This is a genomic window from Candidatus Nitrosopumilus sp. (genome assembly GCF_028278985.1).
GTDB lineage: Archaea > Thermoproteota > Nitrososphaeria > Nitrososphaerales > Nitrosopumilaceae > Nitrosopumilus.
On sequence record NZ_JANQTA010000022.1, the window covers coordinates 50465 to 74076 of the forward strand.

Sequence of the window (23612 nt, forward strand, 5' to 3'; positions counted from 1 at the left end):
TTTTGAAGGGAAAATCACGAAATTGCACCTATTTTTATTATTAATTATAAATAAAATAATACATTAAATTATATATATTATTAAATTATAATAGAAATTACATGTCTGTTCAAGAAAATGAAGTTTTAATCAAGATCACATCAGCGGGAACTATATCCATTCCAAAGCAATTTAGGAAATTTATGGACATCCAAAAGGGTGAATATGTCAAAATGATCCTTGGAAAAGACCGATTAATAGTTAGAAAAGTGACTATTACCTAGGGGTTTTAGGGTTGTTTTTGGCCTATTTTGATAGTTTGGTATGTCCATTCACGGCCAGTTCTCATTCTGTCGATTTTTCCTTTAGTTGAGAATCTGGAAAGATATGTCGAAATTATGCTAAGTTTTACTGGTTCGTTAAACTCGTCTTCATATTTTTCTAAAATGTTTGTTGATGTGAACTTGCCCATCGGATAGAATTTGTCAACAACATGCCAAATTTTAGAACCAACAGAATCTATGTTAACTGTCTCTTGGTCTTCTTCAATATTCATCAAGTCCATCATTTCAAAAATTTTGAGAACTTTGTCTCTTGTTACATTGCCTTCTAATTTGATATCATAACGAGCTCCATCAGAGTCTTCCATGTCTATCCTAATGCGTTTTTTTGCCATCTTTGAGATCTAGAGAAACTGATGTTAACAGTTCAAGTGATCCGCTAAACTTTGTTAACAAAATGGTTTGTTAACATTGACTGCGTAGCCCACGCCTAGGGGTTTTTTTGTTATTAACAACTATTCATCAAAATTAGCCTAATTATAGGGGGTTTTCACGCCTGGAATGGAAATAAAGGGGTCTGAATTTCTATATTCACAGTGTTAACACCCATCTTAACGCCTGGAATGGAAATAAAGGGGTTAAAATGGCCTTTTTTGGAATTTTCTTAACATCAATTTAACACAATGTTAACTTCCACCCAATTACGAGCCCAACCCACACACCTATCTTTCCACTCTATCTTTTTTCTAATTTTTTTTTGAGAAAAACAAAAACTAACTAAAAATAATTAATTACAAACTTAACTAGAATTACTATTCTATTCTATACTCTCTTAATTGAGATAGTGATGTGTTAGTATTGAGAGGAAACAAAGGTGTGTGAGTATGTCAGATCCGATAGATAGATTACTTGATGCAGCTGAATCTGGAAAGTCAATTATTCAAAATAGGGATATCTTACATTTTACCTATATGCCAGATATTATTTTACATAGAAACTCTGAACAAGAGCAGGTCACTCAATCACTTTTACCTATTCTAAAACAATCTCGTCCATCTAATCTTCTAGTTTATGGAAAACCTGGAACTGGTAAGACTCTAGTTGTTAAAAAAGTAATTTCTAAAATCCAAGAAAGAGTTGAAAAATCAAATTTCCCAATTAAACTGGTTTATTCGAATTCTAAAGAAGAAACCACCCTCTATGGTTTGTTGGTAAGTATTGGTCGCCAGTTGGGATTAGAAAAAGAAGAACTTCCAACAACCGGATTGGCTATCAGTGAGGTCTTTAAACGAATTTTAGAGAAAATTGATCAGAACGGACTTAATGCAATTTTTGTTATAGATGAGATTGATTATCTTGCCCAACTGGTCTCAAAAACAGGCAAAGACATTCTATATCAATTAACTAGGGCAAATGAGAGGCTCAAAAATGGCTCATTAACCCTAGTAGGCATCTCAAATGACCTTACATTCAAGGAAAAACTTGATCCTAGAGTCATTAGCAGCCTAGGAGAAGAGGAGATTGTCTTTACAAACTACAATGTCGAGCAGATTAAAAAAATTCTAGAGGAGAGAATCAATGAGGCATTCATTCAAGGTTCAGTTGAAGAGCCTGCCCTAAACCTATGTGCTGCCCTTGCAGGTGGAGAACATGGTGATGCCCGTAGGGCTATTGACTTAATTCGAGTTGCAGGAGAACTAGCTGAGAGACAACAATCTGAAATTGTTACAGAAGGACATGTACGAGAGGCTTCTCAAAAAATAGAGGAAAACAAAGAGGAGACCTCACTCAAATCATACCCCTTACATGAAAAACTAGTCATTTTAGCAATTATGAAGGCAAACGGCTCTTCCACTGGAGAAATCTACACCTCATACAAAAATCTCTGCAAAGTGGTTGGAAAGGACGAACTCACTCAAAGAAGAATTACTCAAATGCTAAGTGAGATAGAACTTTCTGGAATTATTAGTGGAAGACTGGTCCATCAAGGAATTCATGGAAGGACCAAAAAATACAAACTTACAATATCATCTGAAATGGTAAAAAAGACATTCAAAGATGACTTAACTTTGCAAGACATTGTTTGAGTTTGAATTGTAATTTTCATGAAAAACTTGGAATGTTTTCAAATTTACTAAAATCGCAATTCCTGGATTTGGAGTCATTCCGACACTAGCCTGAAATGGAGTCTGCTTTTGCCAAGAGCCAGAATTGACCAACAAAATTCCTTTGTACATGTCTAGTTCAGCCCTGTGGACATGTCCCACATGGAAAATATCTGGAATCTCATCAATTACCATCAAGTCTTGCATCTCAGGGGCAATTGGAGTCTGGCTTCCATAAATTGGACTGAGGTGTCTTGCCCTGAGTAGGTGTTTCATTACATTTGTTGGCTTATCATAACTTAGACCCGGAGTGGTCTTTACAATATCATCAATACTTTGACCATGAAACATTGTCACTTTAACTCCATTAAGGGAGACAACAGCTGGATTGCCCACCATAATGATATTTTCTCTATCCCATAATCCAGAGTTGTACTTTTTGGGAATGGCTGGCTGTGGTAGTGCTCTTCTTCCTGGATCGTGATTTCCAGGCATTATGATGATTTTGACATTTTTTGGAATTTTATCCAATAATTGCTCAACCTTGTCTAACTGCTCTTCAATGGTTTGGCAGACTAGCTCTTTGTTCTGATTCGGGTAAATTCCAACACCATCAACTACATCCCCACCAATCAATACAAATCGAATCTTTTTTGCAACTGGATCTGGACTTGATATCCAATCAACAAATTCTGCAAACTCATCTTCCATGAAATATTTACTTCCAATATGCAAGTCTGAGAGAAAAGCAGCATATGCTTCTGATTCAGATTTGTTTGTGGCCTGGTCTGGAATGTCAGGTAAAATGATATCTTTAATGATAAATCCCGAGTTTTTACCCAAACTTACCCTAGCCATTACAAACTGATCAGATAGTAGAGTTCCTGCGACCTTTTGCAATTCATTATCAAATACAATTCCCTCAAAACTACCTGATGGGTCTTCTAGGTGCAATTTCGTGATATTTCTCTCAGCATTTCGTGCAGTAACCAACCCACAAATGTACATATCATCTTCAGATTTTGCTGACTTTACAGAAGCTATGGATTTGAGCATTCTTGATTCTGGTCTTTCTGAGACAATTCTCTTTAACTTGTTAAACCTACTTGAAAATAATGCATTATACCCCTTTACTCCCTCACCTGTTGTAATATTGTCAGTTGGGTCTGATAGCACCTTGACTTCGTTTTGAATTGAAGGATCATCTTTGATTCCAAGATAGGTCTCCAAATCATCTTGATTGATTTGAAACATTTTCTGTTTGGTCTTTTCTCTTACAATTTCTTTGATAATTTTCTCTAGTTTTCTTACATCAACATTTTCTAGAATTTTAAAAGCATCAGGATGAATCTGGAATCCCTTGTTTAGAGCATAGTTTAGTGCAAAAGAGAGTTCCTTTTTCATATCAAAAAATATCATGTGGTTTAATTAAATCTGACCTAGCTAACCCTCAAATATTGTTCTAAAAGTAATACACTATGAATAAACTCAGAGTTGGAATTTTTTTCATCTTTATGGGAGCATTTGCTGCAGCATATCAAATCGGTTCAATGTCTACTGTTGGCGAAGAGGAAGCTGCATTATTCATGAAAGAATTTGAAGAACTTGTATTAGATATTGATGGATTTGGAATCTTTACCCATAATACAACTCTTGCCTTACCCATGTTTATTCCTGGATTCGGTGTTGCATGGGGCTTGTTTTCTGCATGGTCAACTGGATTTGCATTTGCAGCAATTGTAACCGTTGCACCTGAACTAAGCGCAATTCCTCCACTATCAATTCTATTCTTGTCTCCATTTGGAGTAATGGAGTTAGTTGCATATTCGCTTGGAATCTCTAGAAGCTATATTCTGATTCGAGCAATTGCAAAGAAAATCAATCTAACAACTTTCATCAAACCCACAGTAATTGAGATTGGAATAGTTGTAGGACTACTCTTGGCTGGAGGGTATCTTGAATTTTACATGATTGAACTAGCTGAAGAAGGTGGGCTTGATCTGCCTGGGTTTGATGTGTGACCTTTGGATTTGCCTACTAAGTCTAAAATAATTTAGTAGCAAATTATAAACCAAATTAGGCAAGAAAATAATCGTGAAAGCAACTATAGCATTACTAGCATTACTTGTAGTTTCTATAGGATATTTTACAAACAATGCATATGCTGAAGTTTCTGAAAATCAGGCATTTCTCTTAGAAGGTTCTGGCTTTGCAGTAACTGAAGACGAGATCAAAACTTCCGAAATTGACATTGGTTTATCATCTCAAGACAGACGTGGCAGCTCTATCAATTTTGTTACAGAAGATGGTTTTGTTACACTTGGTGAGGATGACTTTATTATTTCAGAATTGGAAGGAAAATTTTTGCGTGATGGTAGATACATAAGATTAAACGGCAACATTGAAAGCTCTTCAGGTCCAGAGACATCAATTAGCTTCTTTGGAAGATTGATTGATGAAAGCAAGGATGCATCAGTGTATGGATTTACAGGAAGAATTACAACCAATGATGAAACATACAAAATTATCTACACTACCAAACTAACTACACTATCAAAAATTGATCAAGTAACAGAGTCTGTAACTGCTAATGATAACGCACTACGTATTCTAAAATTTGCATCTACTCAAGGAATTGATGAAAACAAAGTTCCTGGACAACAAACAACTGGAACCAAACTAGCATTTTTCTCTGAAGATAGAATTTCTATCGAGCCAGGAACAACAATTACTATAGTTAATGATGATACAGTATCCCATAGTATTCTTAGTGGAAAAGAAAACTATGGTGATAGATATAATCCATTTACTCCAGACATTGAATATCTTGGTGTACAAAGAATTTCAACTGGACCACTTGAGCCAGGAGAATCAGTCACTATAACATTTGAGGATGCAGGATTTTATCGACTATATGATCCTGATTATCCATGGATGAAAATTGTAGCATATGTCTTCCCAAATACTGAACAAACTATTTTTGGTGAAGGTCAGAACCTAGGAAACTAGTTTTCCCACTGCCATCTATAATTCATGTATGAATCAAGACTAGCTTGATTAAACACCATTACTGACAAATCTGAAAACTCTTTTCCTTCCAAATCTTTTACAGTACCCACAAAACTGGTCTCATTTTCTGTAGTAATGGCCTCAAAGACATGAACTTTCATTTTTGATGTATCAAAATTATTCTCTCTAAGATAGATTGCAATTTCAGATGGCATGAAGTGTTTATCAGGCTGTTTTGGCCACGGCCTTGGCACCAAAATTACACTAAATCCATCAATCAATGCCTTTTGCAGCTCTAGTTTTTTGTCCTCAATTGGTGTTGTGACATGCATTGTAATTACTTTGGATTTATCCAATGGTACTTGAGCTCTAGAAGCTGCAACTTGGATAGAACTAATTCCTGGAATAACTTCTATTTCTCCAAAAATCTCAATTAACCTATCAACTACTTCTGATTCAGAAAAGTTCACATCTCCTGTAAATGGAATTACTAGAGTTCTGTCTCCAAGCTCTGGAAGAATTTTCTGGTATGACTTTTCTTGATCATTCATTGTAATTTCGTAGATCTCTTTACCATCAAGAAGATGCTCAATTGTCTTTAGAGTATACTTGTAACCAATTACAATATCGCAATTCTGAACTATCTCTTTTACAATTTCTGTTACATATTTTGGAGAACCTGGACCTACTCCAACAGCGAAAACTTTACCCAATTTTACTCTGTAAAATTCTGTCTGTCTTTAATATATTGCACAAACGGTGCCCAGTCCACTTTCATGTACTTTGTTGGCTCTTTTGCTGGATACTTTACCCAGTCTTGTGCTATTGAATACTGGAACTTTTCTTTTTTCCCATCTTTTTCATATTCTAAATACAAAATGCTTCCCCAACTCTTCTCTTCATGAGTAATTTTTGAGATATCATCAAATGATATCTCTACATTTTTTTCAATATCCAAATCATCCATCAATTCTTTTTCTGTATATCCATCATGGATGATCATTGTACTTTTTGATTTTATTAAATTAATAACTTGTCTTGATGTAATTGCCTTCCACCAATTGGGATTGGCATCAGTTTTATGAATAAACATCAAATGCCTATCAGTTAGAACCAACATTCCTTCTCTTCCACCAATTGAGAATGTCTTTTTTGATTCTCTCCAAACAGAAACTAGATGTGCCTGAATATTTTCATCTGAATCCATAGTCGGTGATTTGTCCGTCTTTGTTAAAAACTAATACTCAATTGGCTTTTAAGTAGGCTAATTAGAAATTTAACATTGAATAAAATTTTTCTTGGTTTAGTTTTTTCTATATTAGTAATTAGCATTGGAAACTATGCATATGCACAAACTGTAGAGTTTAATTCAGTTCATTTCACTGATCCTGTAGTAATTATCGAAACAAGTCTTGGAGACATTACAATAGAATTTTTCCCAACTGATGCACCAAAACATGTAGAGAACTTCTTGAAGCTTGCCTCATCTGGATTTTATGATGAAACACTTTTCCACAGAATTATTCCTGGATTTATGATTCAGGGTGGTGATCCAAATACAATATCTGGTGATCAAAACACTTGGGGAATGGGTGGTCCAGTTGACAAAGATGGGAATCGTGAAAGAGTTGATGCTGAATTCAATCCAATAAAACATAATCGTGGAATTGTTTCTATGGCAAGATCAGCTGATCCAAACAGTGGCGGCTCTCAATTTTTCATTGTACATCAAGATTCAAACTTTCTTGATGAACAATATACCGTATTTGGAAGAATTGTAACTCATGAAAGTTTTGATACTCTAGATAAAATTGCTAATGTCCCAACTGGTGATAGAGATATTCCAATAAATCATGAAGCAGTTAGAATTCTCTCAGCTCAAATTGCAAATCGTGCAGATGTTCCTGAAATTCTTGAATTACCAGAACCTGAAAGAACCTTGTCAACTACTCCTATGGCTGGCAGTCAGCAATTTGAAAGCCCAGAGCACAACATCTCATTGACTGTTCCTGATGGATGGTTACTTCAAACACCTGACAAAACCATGCCTGATTCACCTGATATTGTTGCAGTTGGCCCCAAAGTTGGTGTGATGAATCCGGTAATTTCATTAACTGTTCAAGAAACAAAACAGAGATCATTTGATGATTTGATTAGAGAAAAAGATTCAGCACTCAAAGAAGCCATTGACTCTGGAAATCTAAAAATTATCGGAAAACAAAAAAAGACAATTAATGGATTTGAAGCATACGAGCTTAATGCTCAAGGATATTTTTCATCAAATGGTGAAAATGTAAATGTCAAATTCAAAGAAGTCATGTTTTATGATTCTGAAAAATTTTACACATTATCATATGCTAATGGATTAGATGATTACAACTCTCAATTACCTCAATTTGAGGACACAATTTCCACTTTTGCAATTTTATCTGATGACATTATTCCAGTAGATAATCTTGATACTGAGGAACCTGATGAAAATGGTGGATGTCTAATAGCTACTGCAACATTTGGTTCTGAGTTAGCACCACAAGTTCAACAATTAAGAGAACTTAGAGACAACACTTTACTTTCAACTGCATCAGGCACTGCATTTATGACTGGATTTAACCAGATTTACTATTCATTTTCTCCAAGCATAGCTGATTATGAGAGAGAAAATCCAATATTCAAAGAATTTGTAAAAATTGCAATTACCCCAATGCTTTCAACATTATCAATTATGGAGTATGCTGAATCTGAATCACAAGTTCTAGGATATGGAATTGGAGTAATTTTGATGAATCTAGGAATGTATTTTGCAGCTCCTGCAATAGTTGTTTTTGCAATAAGAAATCAATTTAGAAAATAATTTTCTAATTTACCAAACATCATCTACTTCATCAAGAACTTTGTATTCTTTCTCTTCTTCTTTCTTCATCAACTTCAATCTTGAAATATCTCTATCAAAGAACAGATCAATTGTCCAATCAAGAAAAACTCTAGTTTTCTTTTCTAATGTTGCCATCTTTGAAAGATAGACATTTCTCCAAATCAACCAAGCCCAAAATCCTGAAATATTCATGCCTAAAAATGTGGCAATTCCAGTTCTTTTTCCAATAATTGCCATCTGACCCTTTGAATGATATTCAAATTCCTCTTTTTGTGAACTCTCAATTAATGCAGCCAAATTATTTGCAGCAGTCTTTGCTTGAGCTTCAGCAATTTGTGCAGTTGGTGCATATGGTCTCTGAGTTTCAGGATCTATGAATAATGCACAATCTCCAATTGCAAAGACTCCTGGAAATTCTGGAACTTCAAGATATTCATTTACTACCATCTTTCCTTTGTCAGTTTTGAACATTGATCTTTTGATTGTATTAACTGGAGTTACACCAGCAGTCCAAACCAATGTCTTTGTCCTAATAGAATCAACTACCGAATCATCCACAGGATCACTAGGAGTCTCATCAAGTGATTTTGTAGTAACTTCATTTCCATCAAAACTAGTAACTGCTGTCTTTAGTCTAATGTCAATTCCTCTTTCTGTCATCTTGTCTTTTGCAAATTCAGCTAGTTTTTCATTAAATCCTGGCAAAATCATTGGTAGTGCTTCTAGTACAACAACTTTGAGATCTTCTTCAAGAATTGTTGGATAATGCTTTCTTGCATCAAGTAACAAGTCCATTAATTCTCCAGCAGTTTCAATTCCTGCAAAACCTCCTCCTACTACTACAAAATTAAGAAAACTCTTTCTCAAAATAGGATTTGTCTCATTTTCTGCCTGTTCTAGCATATCAATTACCCTATTCCTAAGCATGACTGCATCATTGAGTGTCTTCATAGTGTAGGCATTTTTCTCAACATCGGCCATTCCAAAGAAATTGGTTTCACTTCCCAATGCAACTACAAGAAAATCATAATGAATTGAAATACTACGTTTGTCCCCAGTACCCCACAGATTTACCAATTTTCCATGAGGATCAATGTTTTTGATTCTTCCTTCGTAAAATTTTGTATTATGACAAATTGCCCTAATTGGCAAAACAATGTGTCTTGTTTCAATCATTCCTGATGCCACTTGGGGCAGCATTGGTGTAAACAGCAAGAAATTATCCTCACTTACCATTACCAGTTCAATTTCTGGATTATTTGCAAACTTTGTCTCTAATTGTCTGGCACATTCTACTCCGGCAAATCCCCCACCTAAAATTACAATTTTTTTCTTGTTTCGTGCCAATCGTGTTCTACCAACAAAACGGGTGAATATATGCTATAAGAACAATATCCAGAAAAATTCTCTAGTATTACGCTCTCATAATATCTGAATGTAAGATATCATATGCTCTAGAGGCATCTCTTTCATTTAGAATAATTACGATATTTTCCTGGCTGAAAAATGCATTAACCAATTCAATACCATTTGCGTGAAGTACTTCAGCAACATAGGATACAACATCTGACTGATTCTGAGATGATGGAATTGAGATTCTAATTTTTGCAAGTCCCGTATTGAACATTTCATCGCGATTTGAGACATTATTGAAAATCTGTCTAATGTCATCCATGTCCTCTGCAAGGAACCTAAAGGAATCTGATACCCTGAAAAATTCATAGTTGTTAGTAATCTTTGAGAACTTGTCCAAAATTGCCATTGGATCCATTTCATTTGAATCCTTTACTGAAAACTTGATATCCATAATTCCATCAGTTAATGCCAATCTAGCATTTTTCAAAACTGGTTCTTCTTTGACTTCTTCTTTGACTTCAAAACTGTCTGCATAGCGTTTGATTGCAACAACTATGGTATTGAGATTAACAGAGTTTCCTAGAATTTTTTCAATTTCCGGTTGAATCTTTACTGCCAGAGCAGTGTAATTGATCAAATCCATCTTCATACAATCATAAATTGAACGATTTCGAGTGATAATTTCTCGAACAACCTCAGGCACAGATACGCTAGAAACCCTCATCAAGATTATTATATTATGTCAGTTATAATAGCATTATGTAAGAAATCAAAGAAATTACAATAATCTTTATATAATGTCATAGATATTACATTAGATAGGTGAATATGACAATGTTCTTTGATAGTGAATTTGATAGAATTTTCAAAAGAATGTCAAACTCTTTTTTCAATATAGACGACATCTTTGAAGAATTCAAAGGAAAGGATTCCGGTTCTGGACCTTATTGTTACGGTTACACAATGACTGTGGGTCCTGATGGAAAACCTGTAGTGAAAGAGTACGGAAATGTCAAACCAGGCCTTTTGCCAAACTCTGACACAAGAGAACCAGTTGTTGATACAATTGTTGATGAAAAAGAAAAGGTTGTAAAACTCATAGCTGAGATGCCAGGAGTTGAGAAAACTGATGTCAAAATTGTTGTCGACAATAAAGTTGTAGATGTTTCTGCCGAACATGGAGAGAAAAAGTATCATGCAAAAGTTCCTCTAAAACACAAAGTTGATGAGAACTCTGCAAAGGCTTCTTACAAAAATGGAATTCTACAACTTGTCTTCGATTTAGTAGAAGACAAACCTACCGGCAAAACAGTGGAGGTTGAATAAACCCCACATATTTTTTTGAGGTGAAATGATGAGCGAAATAATTTTAAAAATTGAAGAAATTCCACAACAACACGTTGGTAGAGGAAGAGCAATTATTGATCCAAAAATTATTGAGGATCAAAAATGGAATACTGGACAAATTATAGAATTAACTTACAACAAAAAAACTCATGTAAAACTTTGGCCAGGTAGTCCAGAAGAATATGGCTCTGGAATTATCAAAATTGATGGAATTACAAGACAAAATATTGGCGCCGGTATCGGAGACAAAGTATCAATAAAATCAGTTGAAGCAGTAAACGCAGAACAAATCGTTTTGTCACCAACTGAAAAAATTGCAGCTGAAGGACTACAAGAATACATGAGCTACAACTATCTGAATCATGTGTTTACAACAGGCGATTCTGTTTCATTGAATACCCAAATGGGAGGAAGGGTTCAGTTTATTGTAACTAGTACCAAACCAGCAAAGCCAGTAATTGTTACAGAAACGACAGTCTTCAAACTTGGAAATATGACAAAGGCAGTTGATGCTTCTGTTCCAAGGGTAACATATGACGAATTGGGCGGTCTCAAAAACGAAGTTCAAAAGATTCGTGAGATGGTTGAATTACCAATGAGACATCCTGAATTGTTCGAGAAAATAGGCGTGGAAGCACCAAAAGGTGTCCTACTTTATGGTCCTCCAGGCACGGGAAAGACTCTGCTTGCAAAAGCAGTTGCAGGAGAAACTAATGCGCATTTTATCTCACTTTCTGGTCCAGAAATTATGGGCAAATATTATGGAGAAAGCGAAGAGAGAATCAGAGAAATCTTTACTCAAGCTGAAGAAAACTCCCCAAGCATAATCTTCATTGATGAGATTGACTCGATTGCTCCAAAACGAGATGAAGTATCAGGTGAAGTTGAAAAGAGAATTGTCTCGCAACTTTTGACCCTATTAGATGGAATGAAATCTCGTGGAAAGGTTGTTGTAATTGCTGCAACAAACAGACCTGATTCAATTGACCCGGCACTTCGAAGACCAGGAAGATTTGATAGAGAAATTGAAATTGGAATTCCTGATGATTATGGAAGATCCGAAATTCTTTCAATTCATACAAGAGGAATGCCAATTGATGAAAAAGTAGATCTTGAGCAAATCTCAAAAACAACACATGGTTTTGTTGGAGCAGATCTTGAGGTATTATCAAAGGAAGCTGCAATGCGTTCTTTGAGAAGAATCTTACCAGAAATTGATCTTGATGAGGACAAAATCTCAGCTGAAGTTCTTCAAAAGATTCAGATCACAAGTGAAGACTTTAGAGATGCATTAAAAGAAGTCCGACCAAGTGCATTACGAGAAGTACAAGTTCAGATTCCTAACATTAGTTGGGATGATGTTGGTGGTCTTGAATCCCTCAAAGAGGAACTCAAAGAGGCAGTTGAATGGCCAATCAAACACAAAGAAGCATTTGATTATGTTGATGTAGAAACCCCAAAGGGAATCTTATTGCATGGTCCACCTGGAACAGGTAAGACTTTGATTGCAAAAGCACTTGCAAAGATGACAGAGTCAAACTTTATCAGCATAAAGGGTCCTGAACTACTTTCAAAGTGGGTAGGAGAATCTGAAAAAGGAGTCAGAGAAATTTTTAGAAAAGCCAGACAAGCTGCACCATGTATCATCTTCTTAGATGAAGTAGATGCACTTGTTCCAAGACGTGGAAGTGGAGGTTCTAATTCACATGTTACTGAAAACGTGGTATCTCAAATCCTAACTGAGATTGATGGGTTAGAAGAACTCCACAATGTGTTGATAATTGGTGCCACCAATAGATTGGATATTGTAGATGAAGCACTTTTGCGACCAGGTAGATTTGATAGAGTCATAGAAGTTCCTAATCCTGATCAAAAAGGTAGAAAACACATCTTTGAAATCCATACCAAAAAGAAGCCTCTCTCAAGTGATGTCAAGATTGACAAGATTGTAGAGTTGACATCTGGATTCAGTGGTGCTGAAATTGCTGCAGTAGCAAATCGAGCTGCAACATCTGCACTAAAGAGATACGTTGGTGGAAAATCCCAAAACATCAAAGACATCAAGATCACGCAGCAGGATCTTGTTGATGCAGTGGACAAGGTAAAGCCTCGACAAAAAGAGGCTCCACTCACTCATTCCATAAAATAGTCTAAATACTGAAGATGATGATGCAAAACATGAAACTCTATCTGGACTTTGAACCATGTGCTGAATGTAAAGAAATGATGGCAGCATTAAGTAGTCCTGAAATGTTGTTTGCAGATGAGAAAACAAGAGCAGACGAATCTGCAAAGTTTCTCAGACATCTTACCTACAATCACACTGAGGTACTACAAGCTGTAATGGAAGATCTTCCAAAGCAAAAAAAAGACCAAGAACCTGATTTTTATCAGTAATTCCTCCTTTTCCTTCTTAGTAATCAATAATCATATTCAAATACAAAATTGTTCTAAATTATATCGTGAATTAGTAAATGAAAATTTCTCTAATCTTTACAGTGTTTTTAATTTCTCTAGTTGGCTTGCCATCATCTTTTGCAATTGAAGCAGAACAAGAACCAGAACCTCCTGCAATTCCTGGACCATCACCAGAACCTGAACCAATCAAAATGCCTGATCCAGAACCAACACCAGATCCCTTTCCAGGAGAAACCGAATCTGAAAAAATTAAACGTCTAACTGAAGAAAACGAAAAACTACAACAAAAAAACACAAATCTCCAAGGTGAGATCTCTTCTCTAAAAAAAGACAAGTCTAGACTGCAATCAGAGATAACTGAACTAAATGATACTATTGGTGGATTAAACGCAGTCATAATGGAACAAATTCGAGTAATTATGGATTTGACAAATAAACTAAAAGATATCTTATTTGAAAAAATTTTCAATCCTACATTTAGCATGTAGGATGATCTTGGAATTTTCACTCATCAAGCTTTAGGGTTTTCTTAATCAATACTGCTCTGTTTCTAATTGTAACATCGCTTACTCCAGATTCTACTGCAAATCTCTTTTGACTGATTTTCTCACCATTTAGTACACATGAAATGTACAAGGATGCAGCAGCTTGTGCTACAGGATGCTTTCCTGCAGTGATCTCTTTATTTTCACATTTTCTTAGAATCTCAAATGCATCTCGCTTTGTTTTTTCTTTGAGATTCATGTTGTTTGAAATTTTTGAGATAAACGATGCAGTATCGTATTGGTTAAGATTCAATCCTAGCTTTTTGATTATGGTTCTCAAATCTCTAGAAAGTATTCTTCTCTCTATATTACCTGCACTTGCAATATCATCCAAAGTTCTTGGGATGTTATTTTCTCTGCATGCAGCATACAATGAGGCTGACACCAATGATGCCATTGTTCTGCCTCTTGTGAGCCTAGCACTAGCAATTTTTCTGTAAATATAGGCTGCATTTTCAACTACATTATCAGGAATTCCAAGTTTAGTTTTCATTCCGTGTAGTAGCGTGAATGCCTTGCTTAGTGTTGCAGTTTTTCTTGATTTACTTCTTTGATCCCAAGTTCTTAGTCTGTTGAATTCATATTTTGTTTTACTTGGTAATGCATTTCCTGAAGAATCTCTATTAGCTCCAATAACAGTTGACAATCCCTTATCATGCATTGTCAATGATATTCCGGGACCTGTTCTTGCTAGCTTCATAAAGTCTTCTTGAGTGTAACCGTTGTTTTCAGATGATGTGTCAAGCATGTTTTGCACTAGAATAAGACCGCATCCCCCACAAAAAATTTCTCCTCGTTCAGAATCAGTAATTGCGGGGTAGGTTTTGCAAGCATGTGTTTCACACTTGACATCATAATCACTAGAAATATTCTCTACCACTATTAACTACTATAGGCAATTAAAAAATAAAAATAATTTGGTTCAGGCAATTTTGTAATCAGTTTTCAAGTTTGCAAACAAAAAATTCCTATTATTTTATGAAAAATATATTTTCTGAAACTAGTACAATACACATTGTATTAAATGTTAAAAATAAAAATAACAATTGTTAAAAAATTATTGTTTCATTGATTCTAATGAATGTCCACGATTTGTAAACATCTGGATTACTGCTTCTTTTGAGTAGTCAATTCCATGTTCTTCTTCCATGTGAGATCTGAATTTCTCAATTACTTCGTCTGCTTCTCCGGTAATTTCGAGATCATCTTCAAATCCATAGTCGCTGACTTTGATTTTGAGGGTCATCTGGCATGGACAAAAAATCAAAGATATAAAAATCATGTACCTTCTTTTCAGCATAAATTTCATTGAGCTTTTTGAGCCTAAATTGGCCCCAAATAGCACAAATAATCAGGAATTTTCTAAATTATTAGATGAAGGGTCTAGAGTTTGTATTTCTAGCAGGTGGCTCTGTGTTTGGAGCTTTTCTAAGATACAAAATAACCGAATCTCCATTACTCTTTAACACATTACCTGTCAATGTTCTGATAGTAAATGTAATTGGCTCCTTTATTCTTGGTGCATTTGTTGTAATGTCACAACAATGGAATTTTGATAGTAGATACTCTTTGTTTGCTGCAGTTGGTTTTTGCGGATCTCTAACTACAATGTCTGCCTTTGCGTTGGATTCAACAAATCTTCTTGAAAACAGTCAGTATGGAACTTTGGCAATCAATATTCTTGCAAATGTTGGATTGTCTATTGGTGCGTTGATAGGAGGAAAATCCTTAATGAGTGCCATTGTTAATAATTAGTTAGAAATGGTATACTCTTATCAAGTCATAAAGTTTCAAACAATTTCCCTTGTTCAAGGAACACATTGGTCACAATCAGTAGGAGATAAAGGAATTTTGTATAAATCACTAAAAGATCCTTTTTCAAAAATTATTATTCAAACTGCAAATGGTTCCAAAAAACTATACCATGTTCCAAAGGATAGAACTGTAGTAGTTGCAAATGACACTGTTCACTTTCTAGGTGAGCTAGCTTAATTATTTGAAGAATTGATCAACTTGATCTCTGTATTTGAGAGCAATTTTTCCAAAATCTGCAAAATCTTCTGCAGTTGGATATTTCATTCTCATTGCAAACTGATTTACAAATACAGATAGTGCACTACCAATTATCAAATTGTATACACCGTCAGCAACATTATTTGAGTATGGAAATGCGACTTTGATAAATGGCAAATAGGTTTCAGTTTGAGAAATCATTAGTTTGATATGCTTTTCAACAAATTCTTCAACTTCAACAGGAATTGCCATGATCTTATTTGTAGTGATTTCTTATAAGTAGATCATACTCTATCTAGCAATTTGCTCTAGATACTTTTCTTTTCCTTTTCTACTTCTAGGAAGACACCTTAACTGTCGATTACAACATGGACATGAAATCCCATCAAAATCTACAAAAATTTCACAATAATTGCATCTTTTTTGTCCTGCTGCATATCTTCCAATTTCTGTTGGTTTTTGTGCTTTGTATTGAGTACATTTTCCTATACAATAAGCCATGGTACAGTGAACAATTATCAAAAGATAAAACGTTTGATTGCACTGCACTCACTTTTTCAGATTAAAATAAAATTGAATTTATAATCGAACTTTTTGATTTCTAATATTGCTTGAATTAGACAAAAAAGTATTCGGTGAAATTACAACCAAAGAGATTATTGGTGCAGATCCACCTGCAATTCCTGAAACTAAAGAACGATTAGAAAAAGAATTAGAAAATTTGTTATCTCAACTTGAATCTATTCCAAAGGAAAATCTAGAAAAACTCTTAGAACAACAAAACGACTTTGATTCCCATATTAACAGCAGACCAGGAGCAATGGCACTTGCACAAAACAAAATTCAACTATACAATGACTTTAGTGGTAAATACGTAGATGCTATAAAGAAAAAATTGGAATCCTAGACTTTTTTCTTTCGTTTACGTTTTTTGCTTGAATTTTGCTTTTTTCTGATTAATAGTGAAAATAATGTGCCTGCAGGAATTCCAATTATTGTTCCAAGACTTACATATGGTGCAATGAAAAAGTCTCCAACCCAAATTCCTCCATCTGTAGTTAATTCCATGAATGTTCTAGGTCTTAGTACTACTGAAACTGTTTGAGCATCAGTTTTTTCTTCTCCAACATCATCAGTATATTCTACAATTATCTCAAAAGGAAGCTTGTATTCTGTATTTACTTCTTCAGAAGGTGTGATGATTCTTGATGTAAATGCTACAGGTATATTTTTTTCAATTTTTGAAAAAGTGTGAGATGTTTCTCCTCTAAATTCAATGTCTGCTGGTGGAATTATCTTTATGTTTACATTTGTAATGTCAATATCTTGGGAAATAACTTCAACTTCAATTGGAAATTCAGCATTTGTAAAAATTGATTCTGGAGTTTTTGTGTAAATGGTTACTCCTGGATCTTCTTTAATCAAAATTGGAATTGCAATATCATGAAATGTTGCAGGTTGTGGAGTTTCGTTGTTAGCAATTAGACTTTGAGAATATTTCAAATTCAGAAAATGTTTTCCTTCATTTGTTGAATCTGGAATTTGCACTTTGATATTTTCTCCAAACGATCCTCCTTGTGCTAGTCTCTTAATTACGATAGGATCTGCTGGTTCTACAATGAATTCAGAGGTTTCAGAGAATGTAAAGTCAAAAACGATATCTTGCTTGTCTTCCCATCCGTTGTTTTGTACTAGAATGGAAATTATTCCTTCTCTACCCTTAACAATATCGTCTGGATATGTAATTTCAACATCCATTCCACCTTCAAAGTTTTGAGTTATGGTTTCAGCATGTACACTTGGAAGTAATGCGAATAATCCTAGAACAATTGGTATAATCCAAATCTGCTTCATGCCTCTAACCATAAAATACATCATAATGATTATTCTGTGTTATTATCAGGCTCAGATCGGACAAAATTGATACGAAAAAAAGTTGTTGATTCATAAATACCAAGCAACGCAGGATTCCAGAAAGAATCATGGTAAGTAAAACAAAAGAATTGTGCCCAAGATGTGCACAGGGAAAATTAGTTACTGATAATGAATCAGGAGAAATGTTCTGCTCCAAATGTGGTTTTGTAATGACTGAAAAATTACAAGAATCTGGACCGGAATGGAGATCATTTACACAAGATGAACACGGGGATCGTGCAAGAGCAGGAGCTCCTACATCATTGACAATGCATGACATGGGTCTTGCAACAATTATCAATCCTGTAAACAAGGATGCATCTGGCAGACCACTAACTGCATCAATGAAAAGTACTATTGAAAGACTCAGAACATGGGATAGTAGAAGTCAAGTTCACGAACCAGTTGATAGAAACTTTAGACAAGCATTTAGCGAATTAAACAGACTAAAAGACAAACTAGCAATTTCAGATGCAGTTATTGAAAAAGCAGCTTACATTTACAGAAAGGCACTTGACAAAGGTCTTGTAAGAGGTCGTTCAATTTCAGCTCTTATGGCATCAGCATTGTATGCTGCATGCAGAGATACTGAAACTCCAAGAAACCTCAAAGATGTAGAACAAGCAGCTAACATCAAAAGAAAAGATATTGCAAGATGTTACAGATTATTGGTCAAAGAACTTGATTTGAAGATGCCAGTTACTGATTCAATTCAATGTGTTGCAAGAATTGCAAGCAGAATTGGAATTGCCGAAAAAACAAAGAGATATGCAGTCAAAGTTCTAAAACAGGCTCAAGAAAATGAAGTTTCAGCAGGAAAAGACCCAATGGGGTTGGCTGCTGCTGCTTTGTATTTGTCTTGTGTAAAAAATGGCGAGGATAAAACTCAACGAGATATTGCCGAAGCTGCAAATGTAACTGAAGTTACTATCAGAAATAGGTACAAGGGCCTCAAAGACTCTTTAGATCTTTAAAAAAATCCTTCTTACGCACATGCGTAAGTAGAAACTTTTTCATTAATTTTAAAACTAGATTCTTCTATCATCCAGCTTAGGCCTTGAATATCTTCCCAAGATAGTTTTTGATTAGAAATATTTTCCATATTTCTAGAAATGAAATTTTGCATATAAGGCCCGCGTAGAATTGATAAGTTGTTCATCTATTCATTTGATGATTTTTTTGTAACAAATCCACCATCTGAAGTTTCATCTGCAATTTCATGTTGTTCGCCAGAATCTTCTTTTGGTTCTTCAGGTGGCGGTTTTACAAATCCTCCTTCAGTTGATTCAGGTGGCGGAATATTCTTGGATCTTCCAAGACCTATTGTTGTAATAATCACTGATGATAAGATAATGAAGAAAATAATCTGCGGATAAGCTTCAGCATTTGGCAATCCCATTGTTATTGGATAAGTTGCAAGAACAGCTGCCGCTAATCCTCTTGGTATCATTGAATTTGTAACTGCTCTATCAAGCCGAGAGAATCTCTTTGTCAGAGTAACCTTTCCAACAAACATTCTTCCAAAGTATACTGCAACTGTTATCAGAATTCCAAAGATAATGTATTCTATTTGTCCAAAGCTTGCCATCAATCCTACAAATACGAAGAAAAATGATCTTACCAAAAATGTAAGTTGATTGTGTGTTGGATCATCCGTTTCAATTCTTGGAAGCTTGAATTTGAGAATTCGCGAAAGATGACTCTTGTTCCCTAACATTAATCCAAATACAAGTGCAGTCAAGGCTCCTGATTCTCCAAATGAATTTGCCAAGAAGAATAACACAAACAGTATTCCAAGCGTAAGCATGTAGGCATGTTGAGCATTTCCAAGTTTTGTTGAAACATACATCCATGGAATTCCAACACCAAATCCCAAAACAAGACCAACAACTACAGCTCTTCCAATAGTTTCTTGCAATGTGTTTAGATCAAATGTTCCAGCCATTACTGCCTCAAACAAAATGAACGCTACTATTGTAGCCAGGATATCTGTTAATGCAGATTCAAAACTTAGCATTGATTTGGTTTCTTCAGAAATTTTGATGTTTCTTACAAGACCAAATACTATAGCTGAACTACTTCCTCCAACAATTGATGCTAATAGAATACTTTCTAACCAAAGCCATCCTAATGCATAATGCGCCGCAAGTGAGATTATTACTACTGACAAAATGAATCCCAGAATTGCTAATGTGACAGAAAAATGCGCAGTTTTTACAACATGTTTGATATCTAAATTCAGTCCACCATCAAACATGATGATAATTAATGCAAGTGCTGCAAAGTATGGTACAACTGCAATTACAGCTTCAGCTTGAATTAATCCTAATACTGGACCAATAATTACTCCTAAAACCATCAAAAAAGCTACATCTGGAATTCCAGTTTTTTTGAAAAATGCTTCTCCTGCAACTCCAAGAAAAATTACAACACCTGCTGCAAGTAATATTACATGTGCAGGTGCAACTACTCCATCTTGAAATGAAAGTGTTCCCAACGAATTTTGAAAGTCAGAAAATTTTTCTAATATCATTGTTGTATCAAAATTTGAAATTGGAATTGTTTCTCCGGTTTGCCCTCTGATAAGACTCAAAATTGAAAAAACCACTGGATTCATTATTGTCTGAACGTGGTTTCATATGGTTAAAAATTAAACTCGAAATTTTAGGCTCTAATTATTCTGAGATACACATTAAATCTACCACGCTCTAATCTCTGATGCTTGAGTGCAACTGATGCTTTACGTGAAGATCATAAACAAATTAGGCGACTAGAAAAAGTGATTTTAAAGTGCTATACAGATCTTCAAGCAGGTAAAGACATTCCCTTATCTGATATTGACAAAATCACTGTAATCATTGAAGAATTCCTAGACTCTATCCACTATTCACGTGAGGAAGATTCGTATTTTCCATGTGTTGCAAGCTATGATCACCTAAAACAAGAGATTCGAGGTTTGCTAATCGAACATGAATTTTCACGGAGAATTGCAATTCAAATAAAAAAACACCTCAAGCGATGGAAAGATGGTGAGGATGCAAGAGAACCTGTTGCAAGGTATCTAAAAACTTACTACATTTATCTCCAAGATCACATGTCAAAGGAAGAAGACTTTTTTGATAAAGCCGAAGCTGAAGTAATTTCCAAAGAAGAAGAGATGGACATGTATGAGCAATTCAAATCCGTAATGACAATTTCAAAAAAATTAGAAGACATGATTAAAGAAATTGAAACTTTAGAGAATAGCATCTGGTTCAAAAATTAACGTAACCTCTTTATTGGAATATTTGAAAAATTTAATCATGAAACCTTTTGTTCTTTGGATGACTGGTCTTCCTTGTTCAGGTAAGACTACCATCGTAAAAGATCTGCAAAAAGATATACCAAATTTGGCAATGCTTGATGGAGACGAACTCAGAGAATGGTTTTCTCCAAAAGATTTTTCAAAAGCAGGTAGAGATGAGCATAACAAAAAAGTCGCTCATCTAGCAAAACTTTTGCTAAAACACGGAGTTCCAAGTGCAGTATCTCTTGTTTCTCCATATCTTGAAAATCGAGAAAATGCAAGACAAATTGTTGATGCAGGTGATCAATTTGCAGAATGCTATGTAAAGTGTTCATTAGAAAAATGTGAAGAACGAGATGTCAAAGGCATGTATGCCAAGGCTAGAAAAGGGGAAATCAAAGGATTTACAGGAATTGACGATCCTTATGAAGCTCCTGAAAAAGCTGATCTAATTGTTGACACAGAACATGAACCCCTTTCTGATAGCGCAAATAAAGTAAAGGACTTTCTTAAAGGAAGAAACCTACTCTAATTTTTTAAACTCTTCAACTATTTTATTATGAATTATTCCGTTGGTGACAAGAATTCCATTTTGATGATAGACATCTTCCTGATTGTAAACAATTTCATTTCCTAACATGTCAGTCATTTTTCCTCCTGCTTCAGCTACAATACAATAAGAAGCTGCAGTATCCCATTCTTTCATTTTGTTTGTAGTTGTAATGTATGCTTCAGCTTCTCCCGAACTAATTTTTCCAACCTTTAATGAACTTCCAATGCTTGTAAAATCTTCAATTCCTAATTTCTTGATAAATGATTTTTCTTTATCAGACAAGTGATGTCTTGAACCTACAGTTCTACATTTTGGCAAGTCTGATGTTGATGTAACTGAAATCTTATTCCATTGATCATTTGCAAATCTAAAAGCACCTTCTCCCTTTTGCGCAACAAAAAAGTTTTTTTCAGTTGGCCAAGCTATTACCCCAAGTACAGGTTTTTTGTTTTTCACTAGAGCAATCATTACAGTAAATTCTCCAGTTTTATCGATAAAATCAGATGTTCCATCTAATGGATCAACTATCCAAATTGTTTCTTTTGATAGTCTTCCAAGATCATCCTTATCTTCTTCAGATAAAATATGATGACTTGTTTTAGAAAGATATTTTTTAATAATTTCATTACTTTTCAAATCTGCCTCTGTTATGGGCGATTCATCTTGTTTTGTTGATTCTGTGAATTCGCCCTGATAGATCTCTAAAATTGCATTTCCAGCCTCATTTGCAGCCTCCAAAGCTACATCCAACTCGGGAATTTTATTTGAGATGGGAATACCTATCATTTTTCCATCTATGTTGTCAGTTCAGGTTTTAGTGTCCAAACAATACCTAGCATAATAAATGGAATTGACATTATTCCGATAATTCCTAAGATTGTGTTAAACTGAGATTCTGATACTTCTGGATTATTTACAATCCATGGCAGTGGTAGTGTAACGATTATCCAAATAATTCCTAATAGAATAATTAATTTTGCTTTGGCTTTTCTATCTTTCACTATTCTTTCTCCTCCATAGCTGTATTAAATCCCTGTGAATTCATTTAATAGATTCTCCCCCATCAACTGTCAAAACGGCACCTGTAGTCCAAGATGATTCATCTGATGCAAAGTATAATGCTGCATTTCCAACTTCTACTGGCTGCCCAATTCTACCTATAGGATGCTCGTTATTCATAAACTCAATATCTTTTTCTGTTTTCATAAATGGTTTTGTCATATCAGTATCTACAACTCCAGGACAAATACAATTCACTCTAATCTTATCTTTGGCATATTCTAATGCCCAGCATTTTGTTAAAACAATCAATGCAGCTTTTGAAGCAGAATATGCGTCTGCATTAAATCCTTGATATGCCTTTAGTCCTGCATCAGAAGAAATATTGATTATTGAACCAGATGTCTTTTGCAAATAAGGAATTGCTTCTTTTGTAAATCTGAATTGTCCAGTAAGATTTACATCAAGAACTTCATTCCATTCATCTTCATCTATTTCATGTAATCTTTTTATTTTTGGAAAAATTCCTGCATTATTCACAAGAATGTCAAGCTTGCCAAATTTCTCAATTGCTTTATCAATCACATTTTTGACCTGTTCTTTTTTTCTAATGTCTGCAACTATTCCAAACGAATTTGGAATTTCAGATGATGCTTTTTCCAATCGTTGAGAATCTTGTGATGTGATTACAACTTTGGCACCATTTTCTGAGAAGAGCTTTGCAATGGCAAATCCTATTCCTCTACTTCCACCTGTTACCACCACTACTTTCTCAGATAATTTCATGAGCTTACAGCTAAGATTTCGTAATTTATAGATCCATAAATTGGAATACAGGTATAAAATATTTCAAAAAATTCATTATAATTATATAATTTATTACCTGAAATCTTAAATACTTAAAGTTCCTATAATAAATAATGCCGAAGGATATA

General features: G+C 34.8%; 30 protein-coding genes. 15 read left to right on the forward strand and 15 right to left on the reverse strand.

The annotated features are described in order from the left end of the window. The first annotated feature begins 101 nt into the window (after positions 1 to 101). The gene (locus Q0941_RS07805; protein WP_299292727.1) at positions 102 to 263 is read left to right on the forward strand and encodes an AbrB/MazE/SpoVT family DNA-binding domain-containing protein; all 162 of its coding nucleotides are present in this window, start codon (positions 102 to 104) and stop codon (positions 261 to 263) included. 5 nt (positions 264 to 268) lie between these two features. Here Q0941_RS07805 and Q0941_RS07810 read toward each other — a convergent pair whose 3' ends face one another. Continuing rightward, positions 269 to 655, reverse strand: a complete 387-nt coding sequence (locus Q0941_RS07810; RefSeq protein ID WP_299292729.1) for a hypothetical protein — start codon at positions 653 to 655, stop codon at positions 269 to 271. Positions 656 to 1144: 489 nt separating this feature from the next. Here Q0941_RS07810 and Q0941_RS07815 point away from each other — a divergent pair, with 489 nt between their 5' ends. Next, positions 1145 to 2347, forward strand: a complete 1203-nt coding sequence (locus tag Q0941_RS07815) for an AAA family ATPase (RefSeq protein WP_299292731.1) — start codon at positions 1145 to 1147, stop codon at positions 2345 to 2347. Here the strand turns inward: Q0941_RS07815 and Q0941_RS07820 are convergent. Further along, on the reverse strand, positions 2324 to 3769 hold the full coding sequence (locus Q0941_RS07820) for a DNA-directed DNA polymerase II small subunit (RefSeq protein ID WP_299292733.1): 1446 nt from the start codon (positions 3767 to 3769) through the stop codon (positions 2324 to 2326). The genes Q0941_RS07815 and Q0941_RS07820 overlap by 24 nt on opposite strands. Before the next feature lie 110 nt (positions 3770 to 3879). On the opposite strand from Q0941_RS07820, the gene Q0941_RS07825 reads away from it, so the two are divergent. Beyond that, entirely contained in the window at positions 3880 to 4386 is a 507-nt protein-coding gene (locus Q0941_RS07825; protein WP_299292843.1) for a stage II sporulation protein M, read from the forward strand. A 73-nt stretch (positions 4387 to 4459) separates the two neighbouring features. Continuing rightward, positions 4460 to 5374, forward strand: a complete 915-nt coding sequence (locus Q0941_RS07830; RefSeq protein ID WP_299292735.1) for a hypothetical protein — start codon at positions 4460 to 4462, stop codon at positions 5372 to 5374. On the opposite strand, the gene cbiE is transcribed toward Q0941_RS07830, so the two are convergent. Then, positions 5371 to 6087 carry a precorrin-6y C5,15-methyltransferase (decarboxylating) subunit CbiE gene (cbiE, locus tag Q0941_RS07835; protein WP_299292737.1) on the reverse strand — a complete coding sequence of 239 codons (717 nt, stop codon included), beginning with the start codon at positions 6085 to 6087 and terminating at the stop codon, positions 5371 to 5373. The two genes, Q0941_RS07830 and cbiE, sit on opposite strands and share 4 nt — an antisense overlap. Positions 6088 to 6089: 2 nt before the next feature. Then, on the reverse strand, positions 6090 to 6581 hold the full coding sequence (locus Q0941_RS07840; RefSeq protein WP_299292739.1) for a hypothetical protein: 492 nt from the start codon (positions 6579 to 6581) through the stop codon (positions 6090 to 6092). Positions 6582 to 6656: 75 nt separating this feature from the next. Here Q0941_RS07840 and Q0941_RS07845 point away from each other — a divergent pair, with 75 nt between their 5' ends. Then, the gene (locus Q0941_RS07845) at positions 6657 to 8225 is read left to right on the forward strand and encodes a peptidylprolyl isomerase (RefSeq protein ID WP_299292741.1); all 1569 of its coding nucleotides are present in this window, start codon (positions 6657 to 6659) and stop codon (positions 8223 to 8225) included. Positions 8226 to 8234: 9 nt separating this feature from the next. Here Q0941_RS07845 and Q0941_RS07850 read toward each other — a convergent pair whose 3' ends face one another. Beyond that, positions 8235 to 9593 (reverse strand): NAD(P)/FAD-dependent oxidoreductase, encoded by a 1359-nt coding sequence (locus tag Q0941_RS07850; RefSeq protein ID WP_299292743.1) that lies wholly within the window; start codon positions 9591 to 9593, stop codon positions 8235 to 8237. A gap of 67 nt (positions 9594 to 9660) precedes the next feature. Further along, the gene (locus Q0941_RS07855; protein WP_299292745.1) at positions 9661 to 10326 is read right to left on the reverse strand and encodes an ACT domain-containing protein; all 666 of its coding nucleotides are present in this window, start codon (positions 10324 to 10326) and stop codon (positions 9661 to 9663) included. A 104-nt stretch (positions 10327 to 10430) separates the two neighbouring features. Between Q0941_RS07855 and hsp20 the strand changes: the two genes are divergently transcribed. The 4 genes from hsp20 (at position 10431) to Q0941_RS07875 (ending at position 13855) form a co-directional block, all read left to right on the forward strand. Then, positions 10431 to 10928, forward strand: coding sequence for an archaeal heat shock protein Hsp20 (gene hsp20 / locus Q0941_RS07860; protein WP_299292747.1), 498 nt, complete (start codon positions 10431 to 10433; stop codon positions 10926 to 10928). A gap of 28 nt (positions 10929 to 10956) precedes the next feature. After that, positions 10957 to 13098 carry a CDC48 family AAA ATPase gene (locus Q0941_RS07865; protein WP_299292749.1) on the forward strand — a complete coding sequence of 714 codons (2142 nt, stop codon included), beginning with the start codon at positions 10957 to 10959 and terminating at the stop codon, positions 13096 to 13098. A 29-nt stretch (positions 13099 to 13127) separates the two neighbouring features. Then, entirely contained in the window at positions 13128 to 13346 is a 219-nt protein-coding gene (locus tag Q0941_RS07870) for a hypothetical protein (RefSeq protein ID WP_299292751.1), read from the forward strand. Positions 13347 to 13423: 77 nt separating this feature from the next. Next, positions 13424 to 13855 (forward strand): hypothetical protein, encoded by a 432-nt coding sequence (locus Q0941_RS07875; protein WP_299292753.1) that lies wholly within the window; start codon positions 13424 to 13426, stop codon positions 13853 to 13855. 16 nt (positions 13856 to 13871) lie between these two features. Here Q0941_RS07875 and Q0941_RS07880 read toward each other — a convergent pair whose 3' ends face one another. Both Q0941_RS07880 and Q0941_RS07885 read right to left on the reverse strand, forming a co-directional pair. Then, on the reverse strand, positions 13872 to 14792 hold the full coding sequence (locus Q0941_RS07880) for a transcription initiation factor TFIIIB (protein WP_299292755.1): 921 nt from the start codon (positions 14790 to 14792) through the stop codon (positions 13872 to 13874). A 177-nt stretch (positions 14793 to 14969) separates the two neighbouring features. Then, positions 14970 to 15158: a hypothetical protein gene (locus Q0941_RS07885; protein WP_299292757.1), complete on the reverse strand. Its 189-nt coding sequence runs from the start codon at positions 15156 to 15158 to the stop codon at positions 14970 to 14972. Between the two features lie 128 nt (positions 15159 to 15286). On the opposite strand from Q0941_RS07885, the gene crcB reads away from it, so the two are divergent. Together crcB and Q0941_RS07895 are read left to right on the forward strand one after the other, a co-directional pair. After that, a complete protein-coding gene (gene crcB / locus Q0941_RS07890) occupies positions 15287 to 15667 on the forward strand; it encodes a fluoride efflux transporter CrcB (protein ID WP_299292759.1) in 381 nt (126 codons plus the stop codon). A 6-nt stretch (positions 15668 to 15673) separates the two neighbouring features. Then, entirely contained in the window at positions 15674 to 15904 is a 231-nt protein-coding gene (locus Q0941_RS07895; protein WP_299292761.1) for a hypothetical protein, read from the forward strand. Here the strand turns inward: Q0941_RS07895 and Q0941_RS07900 are convergent, their stop codons facing one another. Then, complete coding sequence (locus tag Q0941_RS07900) at positions 15905 to 16177, reverse strand: hypothetical protein (protein WP_299292763.1); 273 nt, start codon at positions 16175 to 16177, stop codon at positions 15905 to 15907. Positions 16178 to 16216: 39 nt separating this feature from the next. Continuing rightward, complete coding sequence (locus Q0941_RS07905; RefSeq protein ID WP_299292765.1) at positions 16217 to 16426, reverse strand: hypothetical protein; 210 nt, start codon at positions 16424 to 16426, stop codon at positions 16217 to 16219. Positions 16427 to 16532: 106 nt separating this feature from the next. Between Q0941_RS07905 and Q0941_RS07910 the strand changes: the two genes are divergently transcribed. Then, positions 16533 to 16832 carry a hypothetical protein gene (locus tag Q0941_RS07910; RefSeq protein WP_299292767.1) on the forward strand — a complete coding sequence of 100 codons (300 nt, stop codon included), beginning with the start codon at positions 16533 to 16535 and terminating at the stop codon, positions 16830 to 16832. On the opposite strand, the gene Q0941_RS07915 is transcribed toward Q0941_RS07910, so the two are convergent. Continuing rightward, a complete protein-coding gene (locus Q0941_RS07915; RefSeq protein ID WP_299292769.1) occupies positions 16829 to 17779 on the reverse strand; it encodes a hypothetical protein in 951 nt (316 codons plus the stop codon). The two genes, Q0941_RS07910 and Q0941_RS07915, sit on opposite strands and share 4 nt — an antisense overlap. A gap of 128 nt (positions 17780 to 17907) precedes the next feature. Here Q0941_RS07915 and Q0941_RS07920 point away from each other — a divergent pair, with 128 nt between their 5' ends. Beyond that, entirely contained in the window at positions 17908 to 18813 is a 906-nt protein-coding gene (locus Q0941_RS07920; protein WP_299292771.1) for a TFIIB-type zinc ribbon-containing protein, read from the forward strand. A 185-nt stretch (positions 18814 to 18998) separates the two neighbouring features. Here the strand turns inward: Q0941_RS07920 and Q0941_RS07925 are convergent, their stop codons facing one another. Beyond that, positions 18999 to 20456: a cation:proton antiporter gene (locus tag Q0941_RS07925; RefSeq protein WP_367277484.1), complete on the reverse strand. Its 1458-nt coding sequence runs from the start codon at positions 20454 to 20456 to the stop codon at positions 18999 to 19001. A 105-nt stretch (positions 20457 to 20561) separates the two neighbouring features. Here Q0941_RS07925 and Q0941_RS07930 point away from each other — a divergent pair, with 105 nt between their 5' ends. Beyond that, positions 20562 to 21104, forward strand: a complete 543-nt coding sequence (locus Q0941_RS07930) for a hemerythrin domain-containing protein (RefSeq protein WP_299292775.1) — start codon at positions 20562 to 20564, stop codon at positions 21102 to 21104. A gap of 37 nt (positions 21105 to 21141) precedes the next feature. Continuing rightward, positions 21142 to 21657, forward strand: a complete 516-nt coding sequence (gene cysC, locus Q0941_RS07935; protein WP_299292776.1) for an adenylyl-sulfate kinase — start codon at positions 21142 to 21144, stop codon at positions 21655 to 21657. On the opposite strand, the gene Q0941_RS07940 is transcribed toward cysC, so the two are convergent. From Q0941_RS07940 to Q0941_RS07950, 3 genes are read right to left on the reverse strand one after another with little or no spacing between them, the layout of a single operon-like run. Then, positions 21649 to 22464, reverse strand: a complete 816-nt coding sequence (locus Q0941_RS07940) for a 3'(2'),5'-bisphosphate nucleotidase CysQ (protein ID WP_299292778.1) — start codon at positions 22462 to 22464, stop codon at positions 21649 to 21651. The genes cysC and Q0941_RS07940 overlap by 9 nt on opposite strands. 8 nt (positions 22465 to 22472) lie before the next feature. Beyond that, the gene (locus Q0941_RS07945) at positions 22473 to 22679 is read right to left on the reverse strand and encodes a hypothetical protein (RefSeq protein WP_299292780.1); all 207 of its coding nucleotides are present in this window, start codon (positions 22677 to 22679) and stop codon (positions 22473 to 22475) included. A gap of 40 nt (positions 22680 to 22719) precedes the next feature. Further along, positions 22720 to 23463 (reverse strand): SDR family NAD(P)-dependent oxidoreductase, encoded by a 744-nt coding sequence (locus Q0941_RS07950; protein WP_299292782.1) that lies wholly within the window; start codon positions 23461 to 23463, stop codon positions 22720 to 22722. Positions 23464 to 23612: the final 149 nt, after the last annotated feature.

What these genes read in the sequence shown, in the direction of transcription:
- Q0941_RS07805 (WP_299292727.1), top strand. Translation starts at nt 102, where the DNA reads ATGTCTGTTCAAGAAAATGAAGTTTTAATCAAGATCACATCAGCGGGA.
- Q0941_RS07810 (WP_299292729.1), bottom strand. Translation starts at nt 655, where the DNA reads ATGGCAAAAAAACGCATTAGGATAGACATGGAAGACTCTGATGGAGCT.
- Q0941_RS07815 (WP_299292731.1), top strand. Translation starts at nt 1,145, where the DNA reads ATGTCAGATCCGATAGATAGATTACTTGATGCAGCTGAATCTGGAAAG.
- Q0941_RS07820 (WP_299292733.1), bottom strand. Translation starts at nt 3,769, where the DNA reads ATGAAAAAGGAACTCTCTTTTGCACTAAACTATGCTCTAAACAAGGGA.
- Q0941_RS07825 (WP_299292843.1), top strand. Translation starts at nt 3,880, where the DNA reads ATGGGAGCATTTGCTGCAGCATATCAAATCGGTTCAATGTCTACTGTT.
- Q0941_RS07840 (WP_299292739.1), bottom strand. Translation starts at nt 6,581, where the DNA reads ATGGATTCAGATGAAAATATTCAGGCACATCTAGTTTCTGTTTGGAGA.
- Q0941_RS07855 (WP_299292745.1), bottom strand. Translation starts at nt 10,326, where the DNA reads ATGAGGGTTTCTAGCGTATCTGTGCCTGAGGTTGTTCGAGAAATTATC.
- hsp20 (WP_299292747.1), top strand. Translation starts at nt 10,431, where the DNA reads ATGACAATGTTCTTTGATAGTGAATTTGATAGAATTTTCAAAAGAATG.
- Q0941_RS07865 (WP_299292749.1), top strand. Translation starts at nt 10,957, where the DNA reads ATGAGCGAAATAATTTTAAAAATTGAAGAAATTCCACAACAACACGTT.
- Q0941_RS07870 (WP_299292751.1), top strand. Translation starts at nt 13,128, where the DNA reads ATGAAACTCTATCTGGACTTTGAACCATGTGCTGAATGTAAAGAAATG.
- Q0941_RS07875 (WP_299292753.1), top strand. Translation starts at nt 13,424, where the DNA reads ATGAAAATTTCTCTAATCTTTACAGTGTTTTTAATTTCTCTAGTTGGC.
- Q0941_RS07885 (WP_299292757.1), bottom strand. Translation starts at nt 15,158, where the DNA reads ATGACCCTCAAAATCAAAGTCAGCGACTATGGATTTGAAGATGATCTC.
- crcB (WP_299292759.1), top strand. Translation starts at nt 15,287, where the DNA reads ATGAAGGGTCTAGAGTTTGTATTTCTAGCAGGTGGCTCTGTGTTTGGA.
- Q0941_RS07895 (WP_299292761.1), top strand. Translation starts at nt 15,674, where the DNA reads ATGGTATACTCTTATCAAGTCATAAAGTTTCAAACAATTTCCCTTGTT.
- Q0941_RS07900 (WP_299292763.1), bottom strand. Translation starts at nt 16,177, where the DNA reads ATGGCAATTCCTGTTGAAGTTGAAGAATTTGTTGAAAAGCATATCAAA.
- Q0941_RS07905 (WP_299292765.1), bottom strand. Translation starts at nt 16,426, where the DNA reads ATGGCTTATTGTATAGGAAAATGTACTCAATACAAAGCACAAAAACCA.
- Q0941_RS07915 (WP_299292769.1), bottom strand. Translation starts at nt 17,779, where the DNA reads ATGAAGCAGATTTGGATTATACCAATTGTTCTAGGATTATTCGCATTA.
- Q0941_RS07920 (WP_299292771.1), top strand. Translation starts at nt 17,908, where the DNA reads ATGGTAAGTAAAACAAAAGAATTGTGCCCAAGATGTGCACAGGGAAAA.
- Q0941_RS07925 (WP_367277484.1), bottom strand. Translation starts at nt 20,456, where the DNA reads ATGAATCCAGTGGTTTTTTCAATTTTGAGTCTTATCAGAGGGCAAACC.
- cysC (WP_299292776.1), top strand. Translation starts at nt 21,142, where the DNA reads ATGAAACCTTTTGTTCTTTGGATGACTGGTCTTCCTTGTTCAGGTAAG.
- Q0941_RS07940 (WP_299292778.1), bottom strand. Translation starts at nt 22,464, where the DNA reads ATGATAGGTATTCCCATCTCAAATAAAATTCCCGAGTTGGATGTAGCT.
- Q0941_RS07950 (WP_299292782.1), bottom strand. Translation starts at nt 23,463, where the DNA reads ATGAAATTATCTGAGAAAGTAGTGGTGGTAACAGGTGGAAGTAGAGGA.